This is a genomic window from Streptococcus sp., assembly GCF_032481935.1.
Taxonomy (GTDB): domain Bacteria; phylum Bacillota; class Bacilli; order Lactobacillales; family Streptococcaceae; genus Streptococcus.
The window spans coordinates 1-23,390 of the sequence record NZ_JAWERU010000031.1; the positions used below are offsets into that span (position 1 = coordinate 1).

The following is a 23,390-nucleotide window of genomic DNA, read 5'->3' on the forward strand; positions in this document are numbered from 1 at the left end:
TCAGTCTCAGAGTCAGTAAGCGAATCAATTTCAGAGTCAGTAAGTGAATCAGTTTCTGAGTCAGTATCAGAGTCAGTAAGCGAGTCAATTTCTGAATCAGTAAGCGAATCAGTCTCTGAATCAATCTCTGAATCAGTATCAGAATCAGTAAGCGAATCAATTTCTGAATCCGTATCTGAATCAGTAAGCGAGTCAGTATCAGAATCAGTAAGCGAGTCAATTTCAGAGTCAGTAAGCGAGTCAATTTCTGAATCAATCTCTGAATCAGTCTCAGAGTCAGTAAGTGAATCAATCTCTGAATCAGTCTCAGAGTCAGTAAGTGAATCAATCTCTGAATCAGTATCAGAATCAGTAAGTGAATCAATTTCTGAGTCAGTATCAGAGTCAGTAAGCGAGTCAATTTCTGAATCAATCTCTGAATCAGTATCAGAATCAGTAAGTGAATCAGTTTCTGAGTCAGTGTCAGAATCAGTAAGCGAGTCAATTTCTGAGTCAGTTTCAGAATCCGTATCAGAGTCAGTAAGCGAATCAATCTCTGAATCAGTATCAGAATCAGTAAGTGAATCAATTTCTGAATCAGTATCAGAGTCAGTGTCTGAATCAGTAAGTGAATCAATTTCTGAATCAATTTCTGAATCCGTATCAGAATCAGTAAGCGAATCAATTTCTGAATCCGTATCAGAATCAGTAAGCGAATCAATTTCTGAATCAGTCTCTGAATCAGTAAGTGAATCAATCTCTGAATCTGTATCAGAATCAGTAAGCGAGTCAATTTCAGAGTCAGTATCAGAATCAGTAAGTGAATCAATTTCTGAGTCAGTATCAGAATCAGTAAGTGAATCAATTTCAGAGTCAGTCTCAGAATCAGTAAGCGAATCCGTATCTGAATCAGTGAGCGAGTCAATTTCTGAATCCGTATCTGAATCAATTTCTGAGTCAGTAAGCGAATCTGTATCTGAGTCGGTATCAGAATCAGTAAGCGAATCAATTTCTGAATCAGTGTCAGAGTCAGTATCAGAATCAGTAAGTGAATCAATCTCTGAGTCAGTATCAGAATCAGTAAGCGAATCAATTTCTGAATCCGTATCAGAGTCAGTGAGTGAATCCGTATCTGAATCAATCTCTGAGTCGGTATCAGAATCAGTAAGCGAGTCAATTTCTGAGTCAGTTTCTGAATCAGTAAGCGAATCCGTATCTGAATCAATCTCAGAATCAGTAAGCGAATCGGTATCAGAATCCGTATCTGAATCAGTAAGCGAGTCAATTTCTGAGTCAGTATCAGAATCAGTAAGTGAATCAATTTCTGAGTCAGTATCAGAATCAGTATCAGAGTCAGTCTCTGAATCCGTATCTGAATCAATTTCTGAATCAGTAAGCGAATCAGTAAGCGAATCTGTATCTGAATCAATCTCAGAATCAGTAAGCGAATCGGTTTCTGAATCAGTATCAGAATCAGTAAGTGAATCAATTTCTGAATCAGTATCAGAGTCAGTAAGTGAATCAATTTCTGAATCCGTATCTGAATCAGTGTCAGAGTCAGTAAGCGAATCTGTATCAGAATCAGTAAGTGAATCAATTTCTGAATCCGTGTCTGAATCAGTATCAGAATCAGTAAGCGAGTCAATTTCTGAATCAGTATCAGAGTCAGTAAGCGAGTCAATTTCTGAATCAGTATCAGAATCAGTTTCAGAGTCAGTATCTGAATCCGTATCAGAATCCGTATCTGAATCAGTAAGCGAGTCAATTTCAGAGTCAGTATCAGAATCAGTAAGTGAATCAATTTCTGAGTCAGTGTCAGAATCCGTAAGCGAATCAATTTCTGAATCAGTAAGCGAATCAGTAAGCGAATCTGTATCTGAATCAATCTCAGAATCAGTAAGCGAGTCAATTTCAGAGTCAGTCTCTGAATCAGTGTCAGAATCAGTAAGTGAATCAATTTCTGAATCCGTGTCTGAATCAGTATCAGAGTCAGTAAGCGAGTCAATTTCTGAATCCGTATCAGAATCAGTAAGCGAGTCAATTTCTGAATCAATCTCAGAATCAGTAAGCGAGTCAATTTCAGAGTCAGTATCAGAATCAGTAAGCGAATCAGTTTCTGAATCAGTATCAGAATCAGTAAAATCAATTTCTGAATCAGTATCAGAATCAGTAAGCGAATCAGTATCTGAATCAGTAAGTGAATCCGTATCAGAGTCAGTATCAGAATCTGTATCTGAGTCAGTAAGTGAATCCGTTTCTGAGTCAGTGTCAGAATCAGTAAGCGAGTCAATTTCAGAGTCAGTAAGTGAATCAATTTCAGAATCAGTATCAGAATCAGTATCAGAATCAGTATCAGAGTCAGTAAGCGAATCAGTATCTGAATCAATCTCAGAATCAGTAAGTGAATCAGTTTCTGAATCAATCTCAGAATCAGTAAGCGAGTCAATTTCAGAGTCAGTATCAGAATCACAATTTCAGAGTCAGTATCAGAATCAGTAAGCGAATCAGTATCTGAATCAGTATCTGAATCAGTATCTGAATCCGTATCTGAATCAGTGTCAGAGTCAGTAAGCGAATCTGTATCTGAATCAATCTCAGAATCAGTAAGCGAATCAGTTTCTGAATCAGTAAGTGAATCTGTATCTGAATCAATCTCTGAATCAGTATCAGAATCAGTAAGTGAATCAATTTCAGAGTCAGTATCAGAATCAGTAAGTGAATCAATTTCTGAGTCAGTATCAGAGTCAGTAAGTGAATCAATTTCAGAATCAGTATCAGAATCAGTAAGCGAGTCAATTTCAGAGTCCGTATCTGAATCAATTTCAGAGTCAGTATCAGAATCAGTAAGTGAATCAGTTTCTGAGTCAGTAAGCGAATCCGTATCTGAGTCAGTATCAGAATCAGTAAGTGAATCCGTATCTGAATCAGTTTCTGAGTCAGTAAGCGAATCCGTATCTGAATCAGTATCAGAGTCAGTAAGTGAATCAATTTCTGAATCAGTATCAGAGTCAGTAAGTGAATCAGTTTCTGAATCAGTATCAGAGTCAGTAAGTGAATCAATTTCTGAATCCGTCTCAGAATCAGTAAGCGAATCAATTTCTGAATCAGTGTCAGAGTCAGTAAGTGAATCAATTTCTGAGTCAGTATCTGAATCAATCTCAGAATCAGTAAGTGAATCAGTTTCTGAATCAATCTCAGAATCAGTAAGCGAGTCAATTTCAGAGTCAGTATCAGAATCATCTGAGTCAGTATCAGAATCAGTAAGCGAATCAATTTCTGAGTCAGTATCAGAATCAGTAAGCGAATCAATTTCTGAATCGGTATCAGAATCAGTAAGCGAGTCAATTTCTGAGTCAGTATCAGAATCTGTATCAGAGTCAGTAAGTGAATCAGTTTCTGAGTCAGTGTCAGAATCAGTATCTGAATCAGTTTCTGAATCCGTATCTGAATCAATTTCTGAATCCGTATCTGAATCAATTTCTGAATCAGTGTCAGAGTCAGTAAGCGAATCCGTATCTGAATCAATCTCAGAATCAGTAAGCGAATCAGTTTCTGAATCAGTATCAGAATCAGTAAGTGAATCCGTATCTGAATCAATTTCTGAATCAGTAAGTGAATCCGTATCTGAATCAGTGTCAGAATCAGTAAGTGAATCAATCTCAGAATCAGTAAGCGAATCAGTTTCTGAATCCGTATCTGAATCAGTAAGCGAATCAATTTCTGAATCAGTAAGTGAATCAGTATCAGAGTCAGTATCAGAATCAGTAAGCGAATCAATTTCTGAATCAGTATCAGAGTCAGTAAGTGAATCAATTTCTGAATCAGTATCAGAGTCAGTAAGTGAATCAATTTCTGAATCAGTATCAGAGTCAGTATCAGAATCCTTATCTGAATCAGTAAGTGAATCAGTTTCTGAATCAGTTTCTGAATCAGTTTCTGAATCAGTTTCTAGACGATTATTGCCAAATACTGGAGAAAATTCTTCTTCCTCTCTTGGATTAGTTGGACTCAGTGGTCTTCTAATTGGAGGACTCTTAGGACGTAAAAAACGTAAAACAGGAGACAATGAGTAGGAAGTGAATATACTCTTCAATAAAATATGAAGCAAGGGTTGGTGGTGTTTTCACACCCCAACCTTGTTTTTATGTTATAATAATTTGGAATAGAGAGAATGGATTAATTTGAATATGATAAGAAAATTTCAGAAATACTGGAGGAAATCGCTAGTAATCCAAAGATTTTCATGGATGATTTGTATAGTATTTATATATATGTTAGGTCGACAAATTCCTATTCCAACAGTTGGAGTTGATAAAGTTGTACTTGGTAATGCCATAGATTCACAATTAATTGAGAATTTTGGAGCGATCACTGGAATTCAATTTAGCAGTATGACTTTATTCACGTTGGGGATTGGTCCAACTATGACAATGATGATTTTATGGCGCTTCTTAGTTACTTTTAAATTAATTAGTAATTGGACCTCAGATAAAGTGAATCGCTTGCAGTTTTTGATGACATTAGCAATTGCTTTGTTACAAAGTTACGGAATAACCAATAGTTCCGAATTTTTAATATCGTTTGGATATAATTATGTGACTTTGAGGATAATTACAATTGTGTTATTAACAACTGGTACACTTATATTAAATTGGTTATGCAAAATAAATAGTGAACGAGGTATTGGTGGGATGACTGTTGTTATATTGGTAAATATGATATTAGCGTTTCAAAGCAATACAATTAAGTACTTCACAACTCAACAATTCAATTCCGATAATCTCATAAAATTTGGGTTATTATTTTGTACCGTCTTATCTGTACTTGTTTGTTTAACTATATTACTTTATAAAGGGGAATATCGTATACCGATTCGAAGAGTAGGATTAAATACACCATACCATTCTAGTAGCTATCTCCCGATACGTGTGACACCTGCAGGTGCGATGCCATTTATGTATGGAATGACTTTGATGATGTTGCCTCCATATATATTTATATTGTTATTGAATATATTTCCTAATAATCAAATTTTAGAATATCTTTCAGTTCGTATTGGCTTATCTCAAGTACCAGGTGTTATCTGTTATATCTTACTACTTTATCTCTTGTCCATTGGTTTTTCATACTATAATTATGATCCATATGAAATTTCAAAGAATATGAGAAATAATGGTGATTATATATCTGGGAAAAAGCCGGGGGAAGAGACCTTAAAGTATATTCAACATGTTGTAAATTCGTTTGCACAATTTGGGGCTTTTACAGTTGTTGTTTTGGGAGGTTTACCGATGCTTGCAGTTTCATTGCAGGGGCATGGTAAAAATAGTATTTCAATTGCTCTATTAATTAGTAATGCATATATTATAGTAAGTCTTTTATTGGGTGTTATGGAGCAGGTTGATACAATGAATAGTTGGAAAAAATACAAAAATTTAATTTAATGGTGGAAAGTTTATGTTTTATTTTGTGCCTTCTTGGTATGGTCGACAGAGACAATGGTATGATAATACACCTTGGTGGTTTCGTGTAAATAATCGAATGACTTTTGATGATAGTGTGAATCAAGTAAAAATGTTTTTGGAAGCAAAAGAAGAAATTGGAGTAATGATATTGAACTATCAGCCTCAACTTCGATATTTTTTACATAATCAAGGAATTTTTGGAGTTTACTATTGGTCATTTTTTGATGATATTCAGAATATCACAAGATTTTACACAAAAATTATTCATTTTAAAGACTTAAATTGGCCAAAAGGTAGTGAGTTTTTTTATAGTCCTTTTGCAGTCGTTGTCCGACTAAAGGGAAAAATTTATGCTGTTGTGAACTTTGCTGAGAACGGGAATATTCATTCGATTTCATTTCAAAAGAATGAAAAAATAACAAAAGATTATATCTTTGATGATAGGGGATTTTTATCTAGTATTCTTTATTATGATATAGATGAGCAAGCGCTTTACCAAGATTACTTGAACACTAATGGTGTTTGGCAAGTTAGAGAGTTTCTAAAAAAAGAAAATGACTCCTCTCCTCTCCTTATGGTTAATGATTTTGCAGATAAGACTTTTAGTAAGAAGTATTATAATAGTTGGAAAGAATTGATTGAAGAAAGATTGACAGTTTTTCGAAAAAATCATATTAAAAATACTGATATATTTGTTGTTGCAAGCCATGAACAACATAATCAACTTATTTCAACTATATTTAAGGATTATAGAACAATTTACTCTTTTTTTGGAAATCGATTTAATTTGCAAGATTTTAAAACAAATCAATTAACTATTAATGAGGCTTCTTTTGTAGTGGCCGATACTGAGAGGAATGAAAGATTATTGAAGGAGCTTTTTGAAAAATTAGGATTAAAATCAATTCCGATCATGCGTCTTTCCCCCTTTGATAGTCGATTACGCCTTGGACATAGCCAGACTGTTAAAGAGCAGATAATTTACTTTTTCATCGATAATATAGAGCGAGATGAACTATATTCTGTCATAACAATTATTCTAGAATTAATGAGTTTGCGTAAGGATACTGAACTTAGAATCGTAACATTTAGGCAGGATATGCAATTGGATTTGTTAAAGACATGGATAATAGGATTAATAAAAACATTCCATTTTGAAGAACTCTTTTTTAAACATGTTAGTGAAGGTGAAAATGAACTGGAAGATGAACAAGAGATAGAGTTAAGTCGAATAGTGATGGAGTGTTTTACAAATGAAAATCAGATTATTGAATGTCTGGATACAGCTAGGTTAGTCATTGACCTTGGGCTTGAACCAGATTTATATACACAAATTGCTAGTATTAGTGCAGGTATACCACAAATTAATCGTGTGAGTTCGGACTATGTTGAACATCAAAAGAATGGATTAGTTATCAGTGAAATCAGTGATCTGTCAGCAGCAATTGATTTTTATTTTGACGGACTATCAAACTGGAATGAGGCCCTTATCTATACTGTTCAAAAAATGTCTAACTACACAAGTGTTAAAATATTAGAGCAATGGAAACAAATGCTAGAAAATAGAAATAGGTAATTGGATGACGATGAAGATTTTACAAATTGGCTATTTAAATTGGGCTAGTCAAGTAGAAAAACTACCAGAAGACTTAGAATGGTTTTTTTGTAAGCCGGAGAATATCCAAAATTTTTTAAAATTAGAAGAGGAAAGATTACTTGCAGAAATTCTTAAAGACATGACGAAGCAAGATAATTTGATAGAAAAACCAAAAATTCACATTCATTTTAATGCGATTGTTATAACTGATTATCTTGAGGAAATACAATTAGAACCACTAATAGATACAATTGAAGCTTACAGTCTATTTTGCAGTGCAGAATTAGACTTATCTTCAGATAGTCCAAATGGAATTTTTCGAAGAAAAATACTTCGTAAACTGGAAAAATCGAAAGACATTTCTACTTGTATCAATTTTTTATATCAAGTATTGTTTAGTAGTCAATATGGGGCAAAGTTAAAAATACCTGAAATAGATATCAATCCAAATTTTAGAGGTATGGTACAACGGAATGGTCATGTAAATACTCAGTTTACTGGTAATTTTGGAGAAGATTTCCAACAACTTTTTACTTATAGGTATAATCTTTCAAGTTTTCCAGTAGCTCTAGAATTATGGCAGGAGTATGAAAAAGTCAAAGGCAATTGTCACATTCAGTTAGTAATAACTCCAATGAGAAGAGGTAGTCTTTATGAATTAATGGATAGTTTGATTTATAATGAAGATGATCTTAATAATTTAATTATCCTAGAATCAAATCCTGAAGAAATCGGTTTTTATGCTGTATCCATATACGCGAAAGGAGAAGGGGCACTGTCATTTGGTCCCCTTCATTGGCGATATTCACGTCAAGGTCTCGGCAACTTAGTTCTTGGAGGTGGAAGGTACAGTGATGAGAGAAGACAAGAATTTTTCTATTACTTTAATCCAGGAGATATGAAGCCACCTCTAAATGTATATTTTTCAGGATTCAGGCCTGCTGAAGGGTTTGAAGGATTTGGAATAATGAAATCTCTTAATTCTCCGTTTATGTTAATTGCTGATCCTAGATTAGAAGGAGGCTGTTTCTATATTGGAACTGATCAATATGAAACAAAAATTATTGAAGTGATTCAAAAATCATTAGACTATTTAGGATTTTCATCATCTGAGTTGATACTTTCTGGTATATCAATGGGGTCATTTGCTGCAGCATATTATGCAGTAGACCTAAATCCGGCGGCAGTAATTGTAGGGAAGCCATTTACAAATCTTGGAGATACTGTGTCTGGATTGAAATTAAAAAGACCAGATGAATTTGAAACAAGTGCAGACATGCTGCTGAATATAACTCATGGTTTAACAGAAATACAAATTGATGAGTTTAACCAAAAATTATGGAAGAAATATCATAAAGCAAGTTTTAAAGATACTCAATTTGCTCTGGGATACATGAAAAATGATGATTACGATGGTTGTGCTGCCCAACGTTTAACAAATTATCTCTCACAGAAAGGTGTACATATATATAGTGTAGGATATGAAGGAAGGCATAATGATAACAGTCAAGCGATTAATAAGTGGTTTAAGCAACAATTTAAAAGAATTCTAGAAGATCAGTTTGGAAGATAAGGAGTGTAAATGATTAAACAGTTAATTGCTGAAATTTATTGGAATGAGATAAGAAAGAATGAGAATTATTTATATGGTTCTCAAATTAAATTCCAAGAGGATTTAGTGAACTTTTACAATTTACGGTTCGCATCAGGAAAACCTATCATTACCTTTAAATCACGAACAAATTATCAAGGCGATCGTCATTCTCCTGATCTTCCCATTCTCACACAGGGAAAGAGATATCAATTGGAGTTTTTGATTGATTCAGTACCGGAACTATCCTTTTTCTTACAACTTGATTTTTTTAATCGTCAAGCTGAGCAAATTGAGTCTATCGTATTGAGAAAATCGGGAGAAAGTTTTATTTTCCCGCGGGATACCTTTACTTACACACTTACATTGATGAGTGCGGGGTGTCAATCAGTTGCGTATCACAAGATTATGATGTACGAGATCAATGAGGAGGAAGAAAAAGAATCGGAATTTCGTACTTTTGAGAATCGATATTTAAGGGAGTTACTTCCGAAAGATCTTGATTTAGTAAAAGACCTAGTAAAATATATTTAATGGATAGATGGAAAAAATTAAACAAAAAAAATCATTTATTAATACAATAAAATTACGTAGACTTCGAAAAAAATTAGTGAAAATAAATGCATTAGAAGAATCAATGTCCCACTTAAGCGATGAAGAACTAAAGAATAAGACTGAAGAATTTAAAAATCGTTTAAGGACAGGAGAAACACTTGAAGATATTCTAATTGAGGCTTTTGCAGCGATTCGTGAAGCAGATCGCCGAATACTAGGCATGTTCCCATTTGATGTTCAAGTTTTAGGAGCGTTAGCCCTTCATGATGGTACAATTGTTGAAATGAAAACAGGAGAAGGAAAGACTCTGACTGCTACCTTACCTCTTTATTTAAATGCTTTGGAGGGGAAGGGAACAATACTTGTAACAACCAATGATTATCTCGCAAGACGTGATGCAATAGATATGGGTGAAGTTTATCGCTTTATGGGATTAACTGTTGGAGTAGGAGTTTTTGACGATGATGAAGAAGTAGATTCCAATCGGAAGAAAAAAATCTACTCTTCTGATATATTGTATACGACAAGCACTGCTCTTGGATTTGATTATTTGATAGATAATCTGGCAGGAAATGCAGAGGATAAATTTTTACGATCCTTTAACTATGTTATCATTGATGAAGCAGATGCTGTTTTGTTAGATAGTGCACAGACACCACTTATTATCGCTGGATCACCCAGAGTTCAATCTAATCTTTATGATACAGCTGATCAATTTATTCGAACATTGAGAAAAGAGCAGGAGTTTAAATTTCTCAAAGATGAAAAAATTATCTTCTTGACTGACGAAGGAATTCGTTATGCAGAGAAATATTTTAATATTTCAAATCTCTATGGTGAAGAATATTTTGAATTGAATAGACATATTAATTTAGCGCTTAGAGCACATTATTTATTTAAAAAAGATATTGATTATGTTGTGACTGAGGATGCAGTTGAGCTACTAGATAATCGTACTGGACGGATACTTGAAGGAACCCGTCTCCAGTCTGGAATTCATCAGGCAATTGAGACAAAAGAAAAAGTCAAAAAATCAAAGGACTCTCGCGCTATTGCTTCTGTAACGTATCAAAGTTTATTTAATATGTTTCCTAAACTATCTGGAATGACGGGAACGGGAAAAATTGCAGAGAATGAGCTGATTAGTACTTATGGGGTATCAGTAGTTGTTCTTCCAACTAACACACCAATACGAAGATTAGATTATTCAGATAAAATTTATACTACCTTACCCGAAAAATTATTTGCTACTCTTGAATTTGTTAAGGAAATCCACGAAAAGCAACAACCGATTCTTTTGATTTCAGGAACAGTTGATATTGCGGAGATATACTCACGTATGTTATTACAAGAGGGGATTCCTCACAATGTTTTGACAGCAAAGAATATTGCTAAGGAAGCATTGATTATTGCTGAAGCAGGTCAAAAAGGTGCTGTCACAGTAGCTACTTCTCTAGCTGGACGAGGTACGGATATTAAGTTAGGGACAGGTGTTGCAGAATTGGGTGGTTTAGCTGTCATTGGGACAGAGAGAATGGCAAATAGTAGAATTGATTGGCAGTTGAGAGGACGAGCTGGAAGACAAGGGGATCCAGGTTTGAGTCAGTTTTTTGTATCCTTAGAAGATGAGTTGATTATGAATTATGCTAATCAAAGATTAAAAAAATACTTTGAAAAGCAAAATCGTATAGATCGAAAGAATTATGGAAAGCCTCTAGTTTCTAAACGTTTTTCTAGAATTGTAGCGCATGCTCAACATAAAAGCGAGGACAAGTCGGAATCTGCTCGTCAGAATACAATTAAATTTGATGAGAGCTTAAAATCACAACGTAAGAAAATATATCATTTAAGAGATCAGCTGATTTATGGTGAAGTAAAACTCAGAGATCGTTTAGATAAATTGATGCGTGAATATATTGAAATATATATAGAAGATAATCGTCACATTGGATTAAACCAAAATGATTTAAAGAGATTTATTTTAGAGAATTTCACCTATCAACTGAGATCCCTTCCAACAAGTCTAGATTTGGCTAATAGTAAACAAGTGAAGGATTATTTATTTTACCTTTATCAATTAGAGATGGAACGTAAATCTAAGCAACTAAAAACAGATTCAAAAGTGGAGGAGTTTATTCGTTTATCAATACTACGAGCAATTGATGAATGTTGGATTCAACAAGTAGACCATCTACAGCAACTGAAGACATTTGTATCAATGAGACAAATTGCCCAAAGGGATTCTATTAGTGAATACTTACGAGAATCCTTAGAGTCTTATGAGGAAATGGGTAAAGAAGTGAAACATGCTATTGTTAAAAATGTGATGCTAAGCACCATAGAAGGAAAGATAGACGATGGTTTATCAATTTATTTTGTATAAGAGGGAACAATGACAATCTATAGTATTAATTTAGGGATTGGCTGGGCAAGTAGCGGTGTTGAGTATGCTCAGGCATATAGAGCACAAATTTTAAGATCACTTGGTATACCTGCTAAATTTATTTTTACAAATATGTTTCAATCAGAAAATCTGGAACATTTTACAAAAAACATCGGATTTGAAGATAGTGAAATAATATGGTTATATGGATATTTTACAGATGTTAAAATTGCTGGAACTACATATAAAAAAGATGATTTGGAGGCCACTTTTTCACAACATCCTACAAAAAAAGAAGTGAGCTCTGATCGAAAGCTTATTCGTTATTATTTTGAAAATCAAGAACTATATATTAATGCTTCCCTTTATGGAGAAAATCAGGAATATGTACAACGAGTAGAATATGTTGTTAAAGGAAAACTGATTCGTAAAGATTACTATAGCTATACAAAAGTATTTAGTGAATTTTATGCACCTGGAGAAAATGGGCTACAGCTCTGTAATCGTTCATTTTATAATGAAGATGGTAGTATTGCTTATGAAGAAATTCTTTCTAATGAAAAGAGTACTTTTGTTTTTTCAAATAAAATTTGTTATGGACTAGAAGAATTATTAGAGTTCATGCTTGAGGATCTTTCTTTGACAAAGTCTGATTTGATTTTACTTGATCGTGCGACAGGAATTGGACAAGTAGTATTTGAAAATATAGGGGCAGCGAAGTTAGCAGTAGTTATTCATGCAGAACATTTTAATGAAAAAAATACAGATGAATATAATATTCTCTGGAATAATTATTATGAATATCAATTTACTAATGCTGATAAAGTGAATGCATTTATTACGTCTACTGAAAGGCAAAAAATACTTCTTGAGGAGCAATTCACACAATACACTTCTCTACATCCGAAGGTAGTAGCTATTCCAGTAGGAAGTCTAGAACAATTGAAGTTTCCGGAGCAATCTAGAAAATCTTTTTCAATGATGACTGGTTCTCGTTTAGCAGTAGAGAAACATATAGATTGGTTAATTGAGGGAGTAGCCTTAGCTCAGAAAAGACTTCCTGAATTGACTTTTGATATATATGGTGAAGGTGGAGAGAGAAGAAAACTGACAGAGCTTTTAACTAAATTACATGCTGGGGAGTTCATTGAATTAAAAGGTCATAAACAGCTTGATGATATTTATCAAAATTATGAACTATATTTAACTGCTTCAACAAGTGAAGGGTTTGGTTTAACATTAATGGAAGCAGTTGGTTCAGGACTTCCTATTATTGGTTTTGATGTTCCATATGGAAATCAAACATTTGTTCGTTCAGGAGATAATGGTTTATTAATTGAGCGTCCAAAAGGGGATGACCGTGTTCGTATTGTACAAGCTTTTGCAGATTCCATATATGAATATTTTACAAAGTTTAAAAAGGTTGACGCACAACAATATTCTTATAAAATTGCAGAGAACTTTAAGCATGAAAAATTAGTTGAAAGATGGAAACATTTTATAGAAGAGGTGCTATATGATTAGGTTGTTCGAATGGTTAACACAAGAATCTTTGGATCTACATTATTCTCTTGAGGCATCTGGTATCCATGGAACTAGTATTGTTTTAAATGATGATGGTTTCTTACCAGAAGGAATAATATCACCTTATACTTTCTTTTGTGAAGTTGAAATGGATGGCGAAGCACTTTATTTCAATCAATTAGAAGTTCCTTCACTTTGGCAAATTACAGGAACGAATATAGAAGGAGAAATTTGGAATCGTAGTTCTAAAAGGGGAGTTATTCATTATCATGAACCAAAATATTTGAGATTTGTCCAAAGTGTAGATTGGCTGCATCCAGATGGATCGATTTATATGACAGACCACTATAATAAATATGGGTGGGTTTTTGCTAAGACTTATTTTTATAGTAACCAGCAAGTGAGTCACAAAAAGTATTTTAATAAATCGGGTCAAGAGGTATTATCAGAAAATATTTTAACTGGTGACATTCTTCTTAATTGGAAAGGCAAGGTTTATCATTTTACAAAAAAAGTGGATTTCTTTCTCTTTTATTTAAAGAAATCAGGGCTAGATTTATCATCAATTTGGTATAATTCATTGGGAATGCCTTTCTTACTTTCCTATTACCTAGGAGGTGAGGGAAGAGACATTTTATTCTGGCAGGAAAATCTTACTGATCAGCTTCCGGGAAATATGCAAGTTATTTTTTCAGGAAGATCAAGCAGAACAAAGAAAGTAATAGTTCAGGATCAGTCGGTTTATGAAAAATTATTGCACTTAGTGGAAGAAAAGAATAAAGAGATGATTAATTTTTTAAATATCATCTATCCTAAATTGAGAGAAAACTATTCCCGCAAAGAAATTTTAATTGTGACAAATTCGGACCAAATAGAAGGCATAGAAATATTAACAGAACAGCTTGCAGATTATACTTTCCATATTGGTGCTTTAACAGCTATGTCGAATAAATTAGAAAATTTTGGTCAAAAAGAAAATGTTCTCCTATATCCTAATATGTCTCCTAAGACTATATTGGATCTATTGGAACAATGTGACATTTATCTAGATATAAATCATGGAACTGAAGTTCTATCGATAGTTCGACAGGCTTTTGAACGAAATCTTCTTATATTAGCATACGACAATACTATTCATTCACCGATTTTTCACCATAAAAGTGGTATTTTTAATCATAGTCAGCCTCAAACATTATCTGATTGGTTATTGAATTTAGATGATTATTCACAGACGGTTTCGCGTTGGCGATCAGACTTATTTCCTATGACCTATGAAGATTATAAACAGATATTGTTTAGGAATGTAGATTAATGAAGGAGAAGAATAGTGACAGATAGAAATACACTATTAGATGAGGATATACAGAAACGTATCAAAGAAATACGCTATGAGAAACCAGATGAGGTAAAAAATCGAAAATCTATTTTTTATATTATCGTGGTAGTATTAGTAACTATTTCAGTTCTGATATCATTGTTTAGATATTTATAATAAAAGGATCTAGTAAAAGAAAAAGATTGAAGAAAATTGTCCAAAATGGACTTTTTCTTCAATCTGAAACCAAGGATGATTGTCCTTGGTTTTTAGCTTGCTAGAAAAATGGATTAAAGGTCTTTTCGTGAGCGATGGTCGTAGCTGGACCATGGCCAGGATAGACATCGTAGTTTGGAAGGGTGAAGAGCTGGGTTTGGATACTATGAAGGAGTTGTTCCATGCTACCAGTAGGTAGGTCTGTTCGTCCAATAGTTTCTCGGAAGAGAGCATCACCCGTTAAGACTAGCTGGGCATCTGGAAAAACAAATGAAACTCCTCCGATAGAGTGGCCTGGAGTTGGTAATACAGTAAAGCGGAACTCATCAATCTGGTATTCTTCATGAAAGACAAAGGTATGTTCAGCTGGTTTACATACGACATCTGCCATATCGTCGTGTCGAGGAAGACCAGAAAGATTATCAACAGGAGTATAGAGCCAAGTGGCTTCGCTTTCCGCTACATACACTGGAGGATTTCCAAAAGTATCTCTGACCAAGTCCAGACTTATAATATGATCGTAGTGGGTGTGGGTCAGGAGAATCGCACTGACCGGTTTATTGATGGTCTCGATAGTCTTACGAATAGCCTCCCAGTTGCTACCCGGATCAACCACAATCAGGTGATGGTCTTCTTCAAGATAATAAGTGTTTTCATAGGCAACAGGGTTCACGGTTTTATGGATTTTCATAGAATTTCCTCTTTCAAAGAATTTACTCCTACTAGTATAACACAGAAGAATAAAATAAGGAATCAACAAGAAAGTCCCTCCATAAAGGAAGGGACTTTCTTGTTATTAAAAATGATTCTTCCAGGCTTGGAAACGAGCATCCAGTAGGAGTTGTGTCAGATTTTTTAAGATTTCAACTTGCTCAGGCTCCAGTGTTTGGGCTTGAGAAACAAGTTGTCGAACATGGTCAATAGCATTTTTAGAAGACAGTTCATTAATGGAGCTAATTCCAGATTCTAGGATGGTACCAAAAAAGAGATCGAAGTAGAGCTCCAGTTCCTCATCGGGAACACTGTCCACCCATTCTTTGAGAGTGTCTTTAATTTGGAGACTCTCGCTACTAATTGCCTCAAGTTGGACAAAGTGGTGTCCTTCAGTTTGCCAGCTAAAGGTGCTGTGTTGGGCGATTCCTCCGAGAGCCGTAGATTTGACGACGATAGGAGTATCAGGAACTTCTAGCATCATGCCAATGACAGAACCTTGTGGGACGAAACGGTGAATTTTTGGAATAACATCTTGATAACCAGTGTTTTCAGTCAGATGAGCCTGCAAACCAGGGGCGTCATAGGTATAAACTGCAGAGACTTTTTCTTGCAATTCAGACTGGATTTGACTGGCAGCATAGACAGCTAGATTCCCACCTTTAGAATGTCCAGCAATAATCACTTTCTGTTTTGGATGTTGCACAAAGAAATCCTCCAAGTATTCAAGAGCATGCTTTTGGGCAGGAATTTCCTTCATGTAGGTCATATGGAAATCTTCCTTCCAGCCTATAATACTATCGTCTGTACCACGAAAGACAATCAGATAAGTATCTAGATTCAGACGATAGGTCATAGCAGCGAACTGTTTCTGTTGCTCCGTATCAACCTCGTTTACAAAGTTAGAGAGTTTGCTATTTTTAAAACGTTTGTGCTGGGATAACTGATCGAGGAGCTGGAGACGTTCTTTATTGGTCAACATGTTAGTCTCACGAGGAACACGTGTTGCGACATCGCTTAAACGATTGACAGGCTGGTCCAATAAGTTATCAAAAGGAAGATAAGTCAGCTCTGTAAAAGCAAGTATATCCAGTTCATTCAAGGGAAGATCGTAAAAAGAATCGTATTGAACATCAGTTAGGTAGTCGAAAATATTGGCCATGGGAACTCCTTTCTTAACTTTTATCTTATCAGATTTACATCAATTTCGCTAGTAGTGAGGAGAATTTTGCTATAATATAGAAAAAGGAGGAGCAGATGCATAAGATTTTACTAGTAGAAGATGATCCAGTTATTCGTCAACAAGTTGGGAAAATGCTCTCCGAATGGGGATTTGAGGTAGTCATGGTAGAAGACTTCATGGAAGTTCTAACACTATTTGTTCAGTCTGAGCCTCATCTGGTTCTCATGGATATCGGCTTGCCTCTCTTTAATGGCTATCACTGGTGCCAGGAAATTCGCAAGATTTCTAAAGTTCCCATTATGTTTCTGTCTTCGAGAGACCAGGCTATGGACATTGTGATGGCTATCAACATGGGGGCGGATGATTTTGTGACCAAGCCCTTTGATCAGCAGGTCCTCTTAGCCAAGGTACAGGGCTTATTGCGTCGTTCCTATGAGTTTGGACGGGATGAAAGTCTCTTAGAGTATGCTGGGGTTATCCTCAATACCAAGTCTATGGATGTGCATGTCAATGGCAAAGCTATCAGTTTAACCAAGAATGAATTTCAGATTTTACGTGTCTTATTTGAGCATGCGGGAAATATCGTAGCGCGTGACGACCTGATGCGGGAGCTCTGGAATAGTGACTTTTTTATCGATGATAATACCTTGTCCGTAAACGTCGCTCGCTTGCGCAAGAAATTGGAAGAAGAAGGTTTGATTGGTTTTATTGAAACCAAGAAAGGAATAGGGTACGGATTGAAACATGCTTGATTTTAAAAGTTTTTTTCTAGCTTATATCCGTTCGCGCAGCCGTTTTTTCGCTTTTATTCTCTTACTTACAGGTTTACTCTTTCTCTTTGAGGTTTTATTTGATAACCAAGTGCCCTACTTTAACTATTTCTTCTCTCTATCTACCTTTTTAACACTTTTGTTTTTGGTATATGATTTCTTGATAGAATTGCAACGCTATCGTAAGGAATTGTTTTACGGAAAAAGAGAAGCCAAGTCACCAATGGAGGCTCTATTGACTGAAAAATTAGAGAAAAGTGAAGAGGAACTCTACCAAAAGAAATCAGATGCGGAAAACCGCTATAATGACTTGGTGGACTACTATACACTCTGGGTTCATCAGATAAAAACACCAATTGCGGCCAGTAAACTCCTCGTGAGTGAGGTTACGGATCGCCAATTGAAACAACAGCTAGAACAGGAAATTTTTAAGATTGATTCCTACACCAATCTCGTTCTCCAATACCTACGTTTAGAGAGCTTCCATGATGATCTGGTATTGAAGAAAGAAAATGTGGAGGATTTGGTCAAAGAAGTCATTCGCAAATATGCCATTTTCTTTATCCAGAAAGGTTTAAGTGTTAATCTGCATGACTTGGATAGAAGCATTGTGACGGATAAAAAATGGTTGTTAGTAGTTATTGAACAAATCCTTTCAAATAGCCTCAAATACACAAATGAAGGTGGAATTGAGATCTATATGGAAGATCAAGAACTTTGCATCAAAGATACTGGGATTGGTATCAAAAACAGTGATCAATTGCGGGTTTTTGAACGCGGATTTTCAGGCTATAATGGGCGCATGACCCAGCAGTCATCTGGACTTGGGCTCTACCTGACCCAAAAAATTAGCCAAGAATTAGGACATCAAATCCGTGTCGAATCTGAGCTTGGGCAAGGAACAACTGTGAGGATTAAGTTCTCTGAAGTGAATTTACTGATTGAATGAAAAGAATTGCTAAGAGCTTGGAAGAATCCTTTCAGGCTCTTCTTTAGACCTTGTTATGGTAAGAAAGCAGGCTTCAATCAGATAAAAAATTGTAATCTTACAAAAATGTAAGATTACAGACCTCTTTTGTAAGGTTATGTTATGGCAAGCTATCTTCATTTGGAGTAAACTTATAGCATAAAGAAAAAGGAGAGAAACCATGAAAACAATCTTACAGAAGAAACAAACAAGTAAACCAAGTCCAAAAGAGATCGAGCGAGTTCAGCTCGGTTGCGCTATTATGCAGGCTCAGTTTCAATTAATGGGATATTAAAAAGGAGATTATCATGACACTATTAGATGTAAAACACGTTCAAAAGATTTATAAAACACGTTTCCAAGGCAACCAAGTAGAAGCCCTGAAAGATATTCACTTTACCGTAGAAAAAGGCGACTACGTTGCCATTATGGGTGAGTCTGGTTCTGGGAAATCAACCTTACTCAATATTCTCGCCATGCTTGACAAACCAACTCGTGGTCAGGTCTTCCTAAACGGAACAGACACAGCTACCATTAAAAATACTGAAGCATCAAGCTTCCGTCGTGAAAAGTTAGGCTTTGTCTTCCAAGACTTCAATTTGTTAGATACGCTTTCTGTTAAAGACAATATCTTACTCCCTTTGGTATTGTCTAGAAAGCCTATTACAGAAATGATGAAAAAATTGGTTGTAACGGCTGAAAATCTTGGTATCAATCAATTGCAGGAGAAGTACCCTTATGAAATTTCTGGTGGACAAAAACAACGTGTAGCAGTTGCACGCGCCATCATCACAGAACCAGAAATTCTCCTTGCTGACGAGCCAACAGGAGCTCTAGACTCTAAATCTTCTGCTGCCCTCCTTGATATCTTTGATCAAATCAATGAACAAGGACAGACCATTCTCATGGTAACCCACTCAACAGCTGCGGCCAGCCGTGCGAAACGTGTCCTCTTCATCAAGGACGGCATTCTTTACAATCAAATCTACCGTGGTGAAAAGACTGAACGTCAGATGTTCCAAGAAATCTCTGACACCTTAACTGTTATGGCAAGTGAGGTGAACTAGTATGTTTCGATTAACCAATAAGTTGGCCATTTCCAACTTAATCAAAAACCGCAAACTCTATTATCCTTTTGCTCTGTCTGTCATTTTGGCAGTCACAATTAGCTATCTCTTTTACTCCCTAGCCTTTAATCCTAAAATTGTGGATTTGCGTGGTGCATCTGCTATACAATTTACTCTACAACTAGGGCTTGTCGTAGTGACACTTGCATCTGCTATTATCGTTCTTTATGCCAACAGTTTTGTCATGAAAAATCGCTCCAAAGAACTGGGTGTATATGGCATGTTGGGCTTAGAAAAGCGCCATTTGATTGGTATGACCTTCAAGGAACTCCTGATATTTGGGCTAGTAACAGTCACTGCTGGGATTGGGATTGGTGCTCTCTTTGACAATCTCATCTTTGCCTTATTGCTCAAACTTGCAAAGATGAAGGTAGAGTTAGTAGCCACCTTCCAATGGTCCGTAGTCCTTTCCATCCTTCTGGTATTTGGGCTTGTCTTTTTAGTCATTGTCTTCCTAAATGCTATCCGCATTATCCGTATGGATGCTCTCCAACTATCTCGTGAGAAAGCAAAAGGTGAGAAGAAGGGGCGTTTCCTAGTCCTTCAAACTTTAGTAGGGCTCATTGCACTAGGTGGTGGCTACTACTTGGCACTAAGCGTAACAGATGCATTCAAAGCTGTAGCTACTTTCTTTATTGCGGTTATGTTAGTTATTGTAGGGACCTATCTCTTATTCAATGCTGGTATTACAGTTTTCTTGCAGTTGCTCAAGAAAAACAAGAGATATTACTACCAACCAAATAACCTCATCTCTGTTTCTAACCTTATCTTTCGTATGAAGAAAAATGCTGTCGGATTAGCAACCATTGCCATCCTTTCAACCATGGTTTTAATCACCATGTCGGCAGCAACCAGTATCTACAACGGTTCTGAAAATATGAAAAAAATTCTGTATCCTCACGATTTTGATGTCAAGGGGCAAAATGTAGAAGTAGAGGATTTAGACAAACTTTTGACTCAGTATGCAAGTGAAAAGAGCTTAACGATTAGTAATAAAGATGTACTCAGCTATGCTAGCTTCGGTCTTTCGAGTCAAGACGAGACCAAATTAACCATCTTTGAAAAAGGGCAAAATAGTGTTATGCCCAAGACTGTCTTCTTAGTCTTCGACCAAAAAGATTACGAAAAGATGACTGGTCAGAAATTGAATCTCACTGAAGATGAAGTAGGGCTTTGGGCTCGAAATGACCAACTTAAAGGACAGAAAGCATTTAGTCTAAACAATCAGAACTATACGATCAAGGAAGCAATCCAGCAGGATTTTATTGCTAATCATGTTTCCAATCCTTATGTACTATTGGTATCGGATTATAACTATCTTGTAGTAGCTGATCTTCAAAGCTTTTTGGAACAGTACCAGGATTCAGCTGTATACACACAGCTCTACGGTGGTATGGATGTAACAGCTAGTCTAGAGGAACAGTTAAAGCTATCTGATGATTTTGAGGAGTTTGCAAATAATTTTAGTCATAATCTCAAAAATAAAGACGGTATGGTTTATGGTGGAGGCACTGCAAGTGATGCAATTGCCCAAATGAATGCTCTCTTTGGAGGAGTTCTCTTTATTGGTATTTTCCTCTCTATCATCTTTATGATTGGAACAGTACTCGTTATCTACTATAAACAAATCTCAGAAGGTTATGAAGACCGTGAACGTTTTGTGATTTTGCAAAAGGTTGGCTTGGACCAAAAACAAATCAAACAAACCATTAACAAGCAGGTCTTGACCGTCTTCTTCCTCCCTGTAATCTTTGCCTTTCTTCACTTGGCATTTGCCTATCATATGTTGAGCTTAATTCTCAAGGTTATTGGGGTAGTAGATACAGCTATGATGTTAAGTGTAACACTTTCAATCTGTGGTATCTTTGCCCTTATCTATGTTCTAATCTTTATGATTACTTCAAGAAGTTATCGCAAAATTGTTCAAATATAAAAATAAAGGATATAATGTAAAGTATGAAAGTTATTTTGACGGAGGAATCCTAGATTAAATTGGATACTCTATCTTAGTAGCCATAATTTGCGGGTTTACCTTGGGGATCGCAATACCTTGACCGATTTGCATGATGCAAAATTGGAAAGCCAAACACACTCATGTTTAAACATTAAACTGCATCTTCTTATATAGGAAATGCAGTTTTTTGTTCTTAGAAAAAAGTAACTGGAATTTTTTCCTTTCTTTATCTTTTAAATTAATTGATTTCTACAGAGAAAGACCGTAAAATTTTTGATATAATATCAAGGATGGACTGATGGATAGTTAAAAGATAATGTTCAAAAGAATGACAGGTGAGAATTAAAAATATGTAAGATTGGACAGATGTCTCTCTACCATCATCCATACAGAAACAAGGTTATATGAAATAAAAGGAGTAATCAATGACCGGAAACTATTCAACTCGTGAATACCGTGAGAAATTATATGATGACCTTCATGTTCGATTAAGAGATACAGTGATTTTGATGTGTGCGATTTTTATTGCCTCTATAGGTCTAAACATGAATTCAACAGCTGTTATTATTGGAGCCATGCTGATTTCCCCTCTTATGACATCGATTGTGGGACTAGGATTCGGTTTAGCTATTTTTGATACGCGTTTAATCAAGCAATCTCTAGAGGTTTTATTTACTCAAGTATTGGTCAGTTTGCTTGTCTCGACTCTGTATTTCTGGATTTCTCCCTTATCTTATGCAAGTAGCGAATTGATTGCACGAACCTCTCCAACCATTTGGGATGTTCTCATTGCTATTGCTGGTGGGATAGCAGGTGTAATTGGTTCAAGGAAAAAAGAAGCAAACAATATCGTGCCAGGAGTAGCCATTGCAACAGCTCTGATGCCACCTATCTGTACTGCAGGCTATGGTTTAGCTAATGGAAATGTGCGATTTTTATTTGGGGCTCTCTATCTTTTCTTGATTAACTGTGTCTTTATCATGCTAACCAACATTGTTGGAACAAGAATTTTAATGAGAAAATCTCCTTTAAGTTCATTTAAAGAGCTAAACATTAAAATGAGAATTGGGTTGATATCCTTGATTGTATTATTGGTTCTTCCAGCCAGCTATTCAGCAGTCACTCTGACGATAGATCAAGCGCGAAAAGAAGGGATCAAACAGTTTGTAGGAAAAGAGTTCGCCAATCATACGGTCATTAATCAAGTCTACAAGTCAAGGAACAATGAATTGGTCTTGACAGTTGTTGGAGATCCGATTTCAGAAGAAGAATTAGAAACGATACACCAAAAACAAGCCTCTTACGGTATTCAATCTGTTCAATTGAAAGTCAATCAAGTCCATAATTCAACAAAATTAGATAGTGAGACGACCAAAGAATTTTATGAAACCATTAACAAGTATATCGATCAAAAACTCTCTGAAAAAGATTCACAAAAAGATCTCGTAAAAGAGAATGAAGCAGACAAGGACTGAGGAAAGTCAACTTATCTAACTCATGGAAGCAAATCTTATAACTAAAAGTTAATGGATAGAAAGGATTGTTGATGAGGATACTATTTGTGGTGGCTTGACCAATCACTACTAGCTCAGATTAAATAAAGAAGCAACAACTGAAAACGTTGTTGCTTCTTTATTTAGCTGGAATTTTTATCCCAGGTTTTATCGTTTATTTTTCAACTCGTGATTTGTTAGCGATGTCTGTAAGAATCAATTCTACAAATGCATCTACCGGCATAGTTTCAGTTTCTTTTTGACCATAACGGCGAACATTTACAGCCTTCTCTTCCATTTCCTTGTCTCCAACGATTAATTGGTAAGGAATCTTTTGAGTTTGAGACGCACGAATTTTGAACTGCATTTTTTCATTGCGTTCATCCACATCAGCACGGACACCACGGTCACGGAGCTTCTTAGCCACTTCCCAAGCGTAGTCCACATGTTTCTCGTTAGATACTGGGATGAGGGTTACTTGGTGTGGTGCAAGCCATGTTGGGAAGGCACCCTTGTAGTTCTCAATCAAGATAGCTGTGAAGCGTTCCATAGTTGAGATA

Annotated in this window: 17 protein-coding genes; 14 read left to right on the forward strand and 3 right to left on the reverse strand. The window is 35.6% G+C overall.

Annotated elements, in window-relative coordinates; translation table 11 throughout:
• From E7C97_RS09640 to gtfB, 9 genes are all read left to right on the forward strand, one after another.
• Nucleotides 1-2,478, forward strand: a 2,478-nt coding sequence (locus E7C97_RS09640) for a DUF445 family protein (protein WP_398581241.1), incomplete at its 5' end; no start/stop codon positions are given.
• The gene (locus E7C97_RS09645) at nt 2,451-4,052 is read left to right on the forward strand and encodes a DUF445 family protein (RefSeq protein WP_398581242.1); all 1,602 of its coding nucleotides are present in this window, start codon (nt 2,451-2,453) and stop codon (nt 4,050-4,052) included. The genes E7C97_RS09640 and E7C97_RS09645, both read left to right, overlap by 28 nt.
• Before the next feature lie 114 nt (nt 4,053-4,166).
• On the forward strand, nt 4,167-5,423 hold the full coding sequence (gene secY2, locus E7C97_RS06850) for an accessory Sec system protein translocase subunit SecY2 (protein ID WP_316108557.1): 1,257 nt from the start codon (nt 4,167-4,169) through the stop codon (nt 5,421-5,423).
• Nucleotides 5,424-5,436: 13 nt separating this feature from the next.
• Nucleotides 5,437-7,020, forward strand: a complete 1,584-nt coding sequence (gene asp1, locus E7C97_RS06855; protein ID WP_316108558.1) for an accessory Sec system protein Asp1 — start codon at nt 5,437-5,439, stop codon at nt 7,018-7,020.
• Nucleotides 7,021-7,030: 10 nt separating this feature from the next.
• Nucleotides 7,031-8,614, forward strand: a complete 1,584-nt coding sequence (gene asp2 / locus E7C97_RS06860; RefSeq protein ID WP_316108559.1) for an accessory Sec system protein Asp2 — start codon at nt 7,031-7,033, stop codon at nt 8,612-8,614.
• Between the two features lie 9 nt (nt 8,615-8,623).
• Entirely contained in the window at nt 8,624-9,166 is a 543-nt protein-coding gene (gene asp3, locus E7C97_RS06865) for an accessory Sec system protein Asp3 (protein WP_316108560.1), read from the forward strand.
• A 7-nt stretch (nt 9,167-9,173) separates the two neighbouring features.
• Nucleotides 9,174-11,570, forward strand: a complete 2,397-nt coding sequence (gene secA2, locus E7C97_RS06870; RefSeq protein WP_316108562.1) for an accessory Sec system translocase SecA2 — start codon at nt 9,174-9,176, stop codon at nt 11,568-11,570.
• A 9-nt stretch (nt 11,571-11,579) separates the two neighbouring features.
• On the forward strand, nt 11,580-13,094 hold the full coding sequence (gene gtfA, locus E7C97_RS06875; RefSeq protein ID WP_316108563.1) for an accessory Sec system glycosyltransferase GtfA: 1,515 nt from the start codon (nt 11,580-11,582) through the stop codon (nt 13,092-13,094).
• Nucleotides 13,087-14,406 carry an accessory Sec system glycosylation chaperone GtfB gene (gene gtfB, locus E7C97_RS06880; RefSeq protein ID WP_316108564.1) on the forward strand — a complete coding sequence of 440 codons (1,320 nt, stop codon included), beginning with the start codon at nt 13,087-13,089 and terminating at the stop codon, nt 14,404-14,406. Before gtfA ends, gtfB begins: the two co-directional genes overlap by 8 nt.
• 280 nt (nt 14,407-14,686) lie before the next feature.
• Here gtfB and E7C97_RS06885 read toward each other — a convergent pair whose 3' ends face one another.
• Nucleotides 14,687-15,316 (reverse strand): MBL fold metallo-hydrolase, encoded by a 630-nt coding sequence (locus tag E7C97_RS06885; RefSeq protein WP_316108565.1) that lies wholly within the window; start codon nt 15,314-15,316, stop codon nt 14,687-14,689.
• Nucleotides 15,317-15,421: 105 nt separating this feature from the next.
• On the reverse strand, nt 15,422-16,498 hold the full coding sequence (locus E7C97_RS06890; protein WP_316108566.1) for a DUF2974 domain-containing protein: 1,077 nt from the start codon (nt 16,496-16,498) through the stop codon (nt 15,422-15,424).
• Between the two features lie 95 nt (nt 16,499-16,593).
• On the opposite strand from E7C97_RS06890, the gene E7C97_RS06895 reads away from it, so the two are divergent.
• The 5 genes from E7C97_RS06895 (at nt 16,594) to E7C97_RS06915 (ending at nt 22,812) form a co-directional block, all read left to right on the forward strand.
• Nucleotides 16,594-17,271, forward strand: a complete 678-nt coding sequence (locus tag E7C97_RS06895) for a response regulator transcription factor (protein ID WP_000548968.1) — start codon at nt 16,594-16,596, stop codon at nt 17,269-17,271.
• Nucleotides 17,264-18,238 carry an ATP-binding protein gene (locus E7C97_RS06900; protein WP_316108567.1) on the forward strand — a complete coding sequence of 325 codons (975 nt, stop codon included), beginning with the start codon at nt 17,264-17,266 and terminating at the stop codon, nt 18,236-18,238. Before E7C97_RS06895 ends, E7C97_RS06900 begins: the two co-directional genes overlap by 8 nt.
• Before the next feature lie 326 nt (nt 18,239-18,564).
• The gene (locus E7C97_RS06905) at nt 18,565-19,323 is read left to right on the forward strand and encodes an ABC transporter ATP-binding protein (protein ID WP_000173364.1); all 759 of its coding nucleotides are present in this window, start codon (nt 18,565-18,567) and stop codon (nt 19,321-19,323) included.
• 1 nt (nt 19,324) lies between these two features.
• Nucleotides 19,325-21,316, forward strand: a complete 1,992-nt coding sequence (locus E7C97_RS06910) for an ABC transporter permease (protein ID WP_316108569.1) — start codon at nt 19,325-19,327, stop codon at nt 21,314-21,316.
• 446 nt (nt 21,317-21,762) lie between these two features.
• The gene (locus tag E7C97_RS06915; protein WP_316108570.1) at nt 21,763-22,812 is read left to right on the forward strand and encodes a DUF389 domain-containing protein; all 1,050 of its coding nucleotides are present in this window, start codon (nt 21,763-21,765) and stop codon (nt 22,810-22,812) included.
• A gap of 193 nt (nt 22,813-23,005) precedes the next feature.
• On the opposite strand, the gene E7C97_RS06920 is transcribed toward E7C97_RS06915, so the two are convergent.
• Nucleotides 23,006-23,390: His/Gly/Thr/Pro-type tRNA ligase C-terminal domain-containing protein (locus E7C97_RS06920; RefSeq protein ID WP_316108571.1), on the reverse strand; the 385-nt coding region annotated here is incomplete at its 5' end.

Bases quoted from the DNA above. Each gene is read 5' to 3' on its own strand.
- secY2 (WP_316108557.1), top strand. From the start codon at position 4,167: ATGATAAGAAAATTTCAGAAATACTGGAGGAAATCGCTAGTAATCCAA.
- asp1 (WP_316108558.1), top strand. From the start codon at position 5,437: ATGTTTTATTTTGTGCCTTCTTGGTATGGTCGACAGAGACAATGGTAT.
- asp2 (WP_316108559.1), top strand. From the start codon at position 7,031: ATGAAGATTTTACAAATTGGCTATTTAAATTGGGCTAGTCAAGTAGAA.
- asp3 (WP_316108560.1), top strand. From the start codon at position 8,624: ATGATTAAACAGTTAATTGCTGAAATTTATTGGAATGAGATAAGAAAG.
- secA2 (WP_316108562.1), top strand. From the start codon at position 9,174: ATGGAAAAAATTAAACAAAAAAAATCATTTATTAATACAATAAAATTA.
- gtfA (WP_316108563.1), top strand. From the start codon at position 11,580: ATGACAATCTATAGTATTAATTTAGGGATTGGCTGGGCAAGTAGCGGT.
- gtfB (WP_316108564.1), top strand. From the start codon at position 13,087: ATGATTAGGTTGTTCGAATGGTTAACACAAGAATCTTTGGATCTACAT.
- E7C97_RS06885 (WP_316108565.1), bottom strand. From the start codon at position 15,316: ATGAAAATCCATAAAACCGTGAACCCTGTTGCCTATGAAAACACTTAT.
- E7C97_RS06890 (WP_316108566.1), bottom strand. From the start codon at position 16,498: ATGGCCAATATTTTCGACTACCTAACTGATGTTCAATACGATTCTTTT.
- E7C97_RS06895 (WP_000548968.1), top strand. From the start codon at position 16,594: ATGCATAAGATTTTACTAGTAGAAGATGATCCAGTTATTCGTCAACAA.
- E7C97_RS06900 (WP_316108567.1), top strand. From the start codon at position 17,264: ATGCTTGATTTTAAAAGTTTTTTTCTAGCTTATATCCGTTCGCGCAGC.
- E7C97_RS06905 (WP_000173364.1), top strand. From the start codon at position 18,565: ATGACACTATTAGATGTAAAACACGTTCAAAAGATTTATAAAACACGT.
- E7C97_RS06910 (WP_316108569.1), top strand. From the start codon at position 19,325: ATGTTTCGATTAACCAATAAGTTGGCCATTTCCAACTTAATCAAAAAC.
- E7C97_RS06915 (WP_316108570.1), top strand. From the start codon at position 21,763: ATGACCGGAAACTATTCAACTCGTGAATACCGTGAGAAATTATATGAT.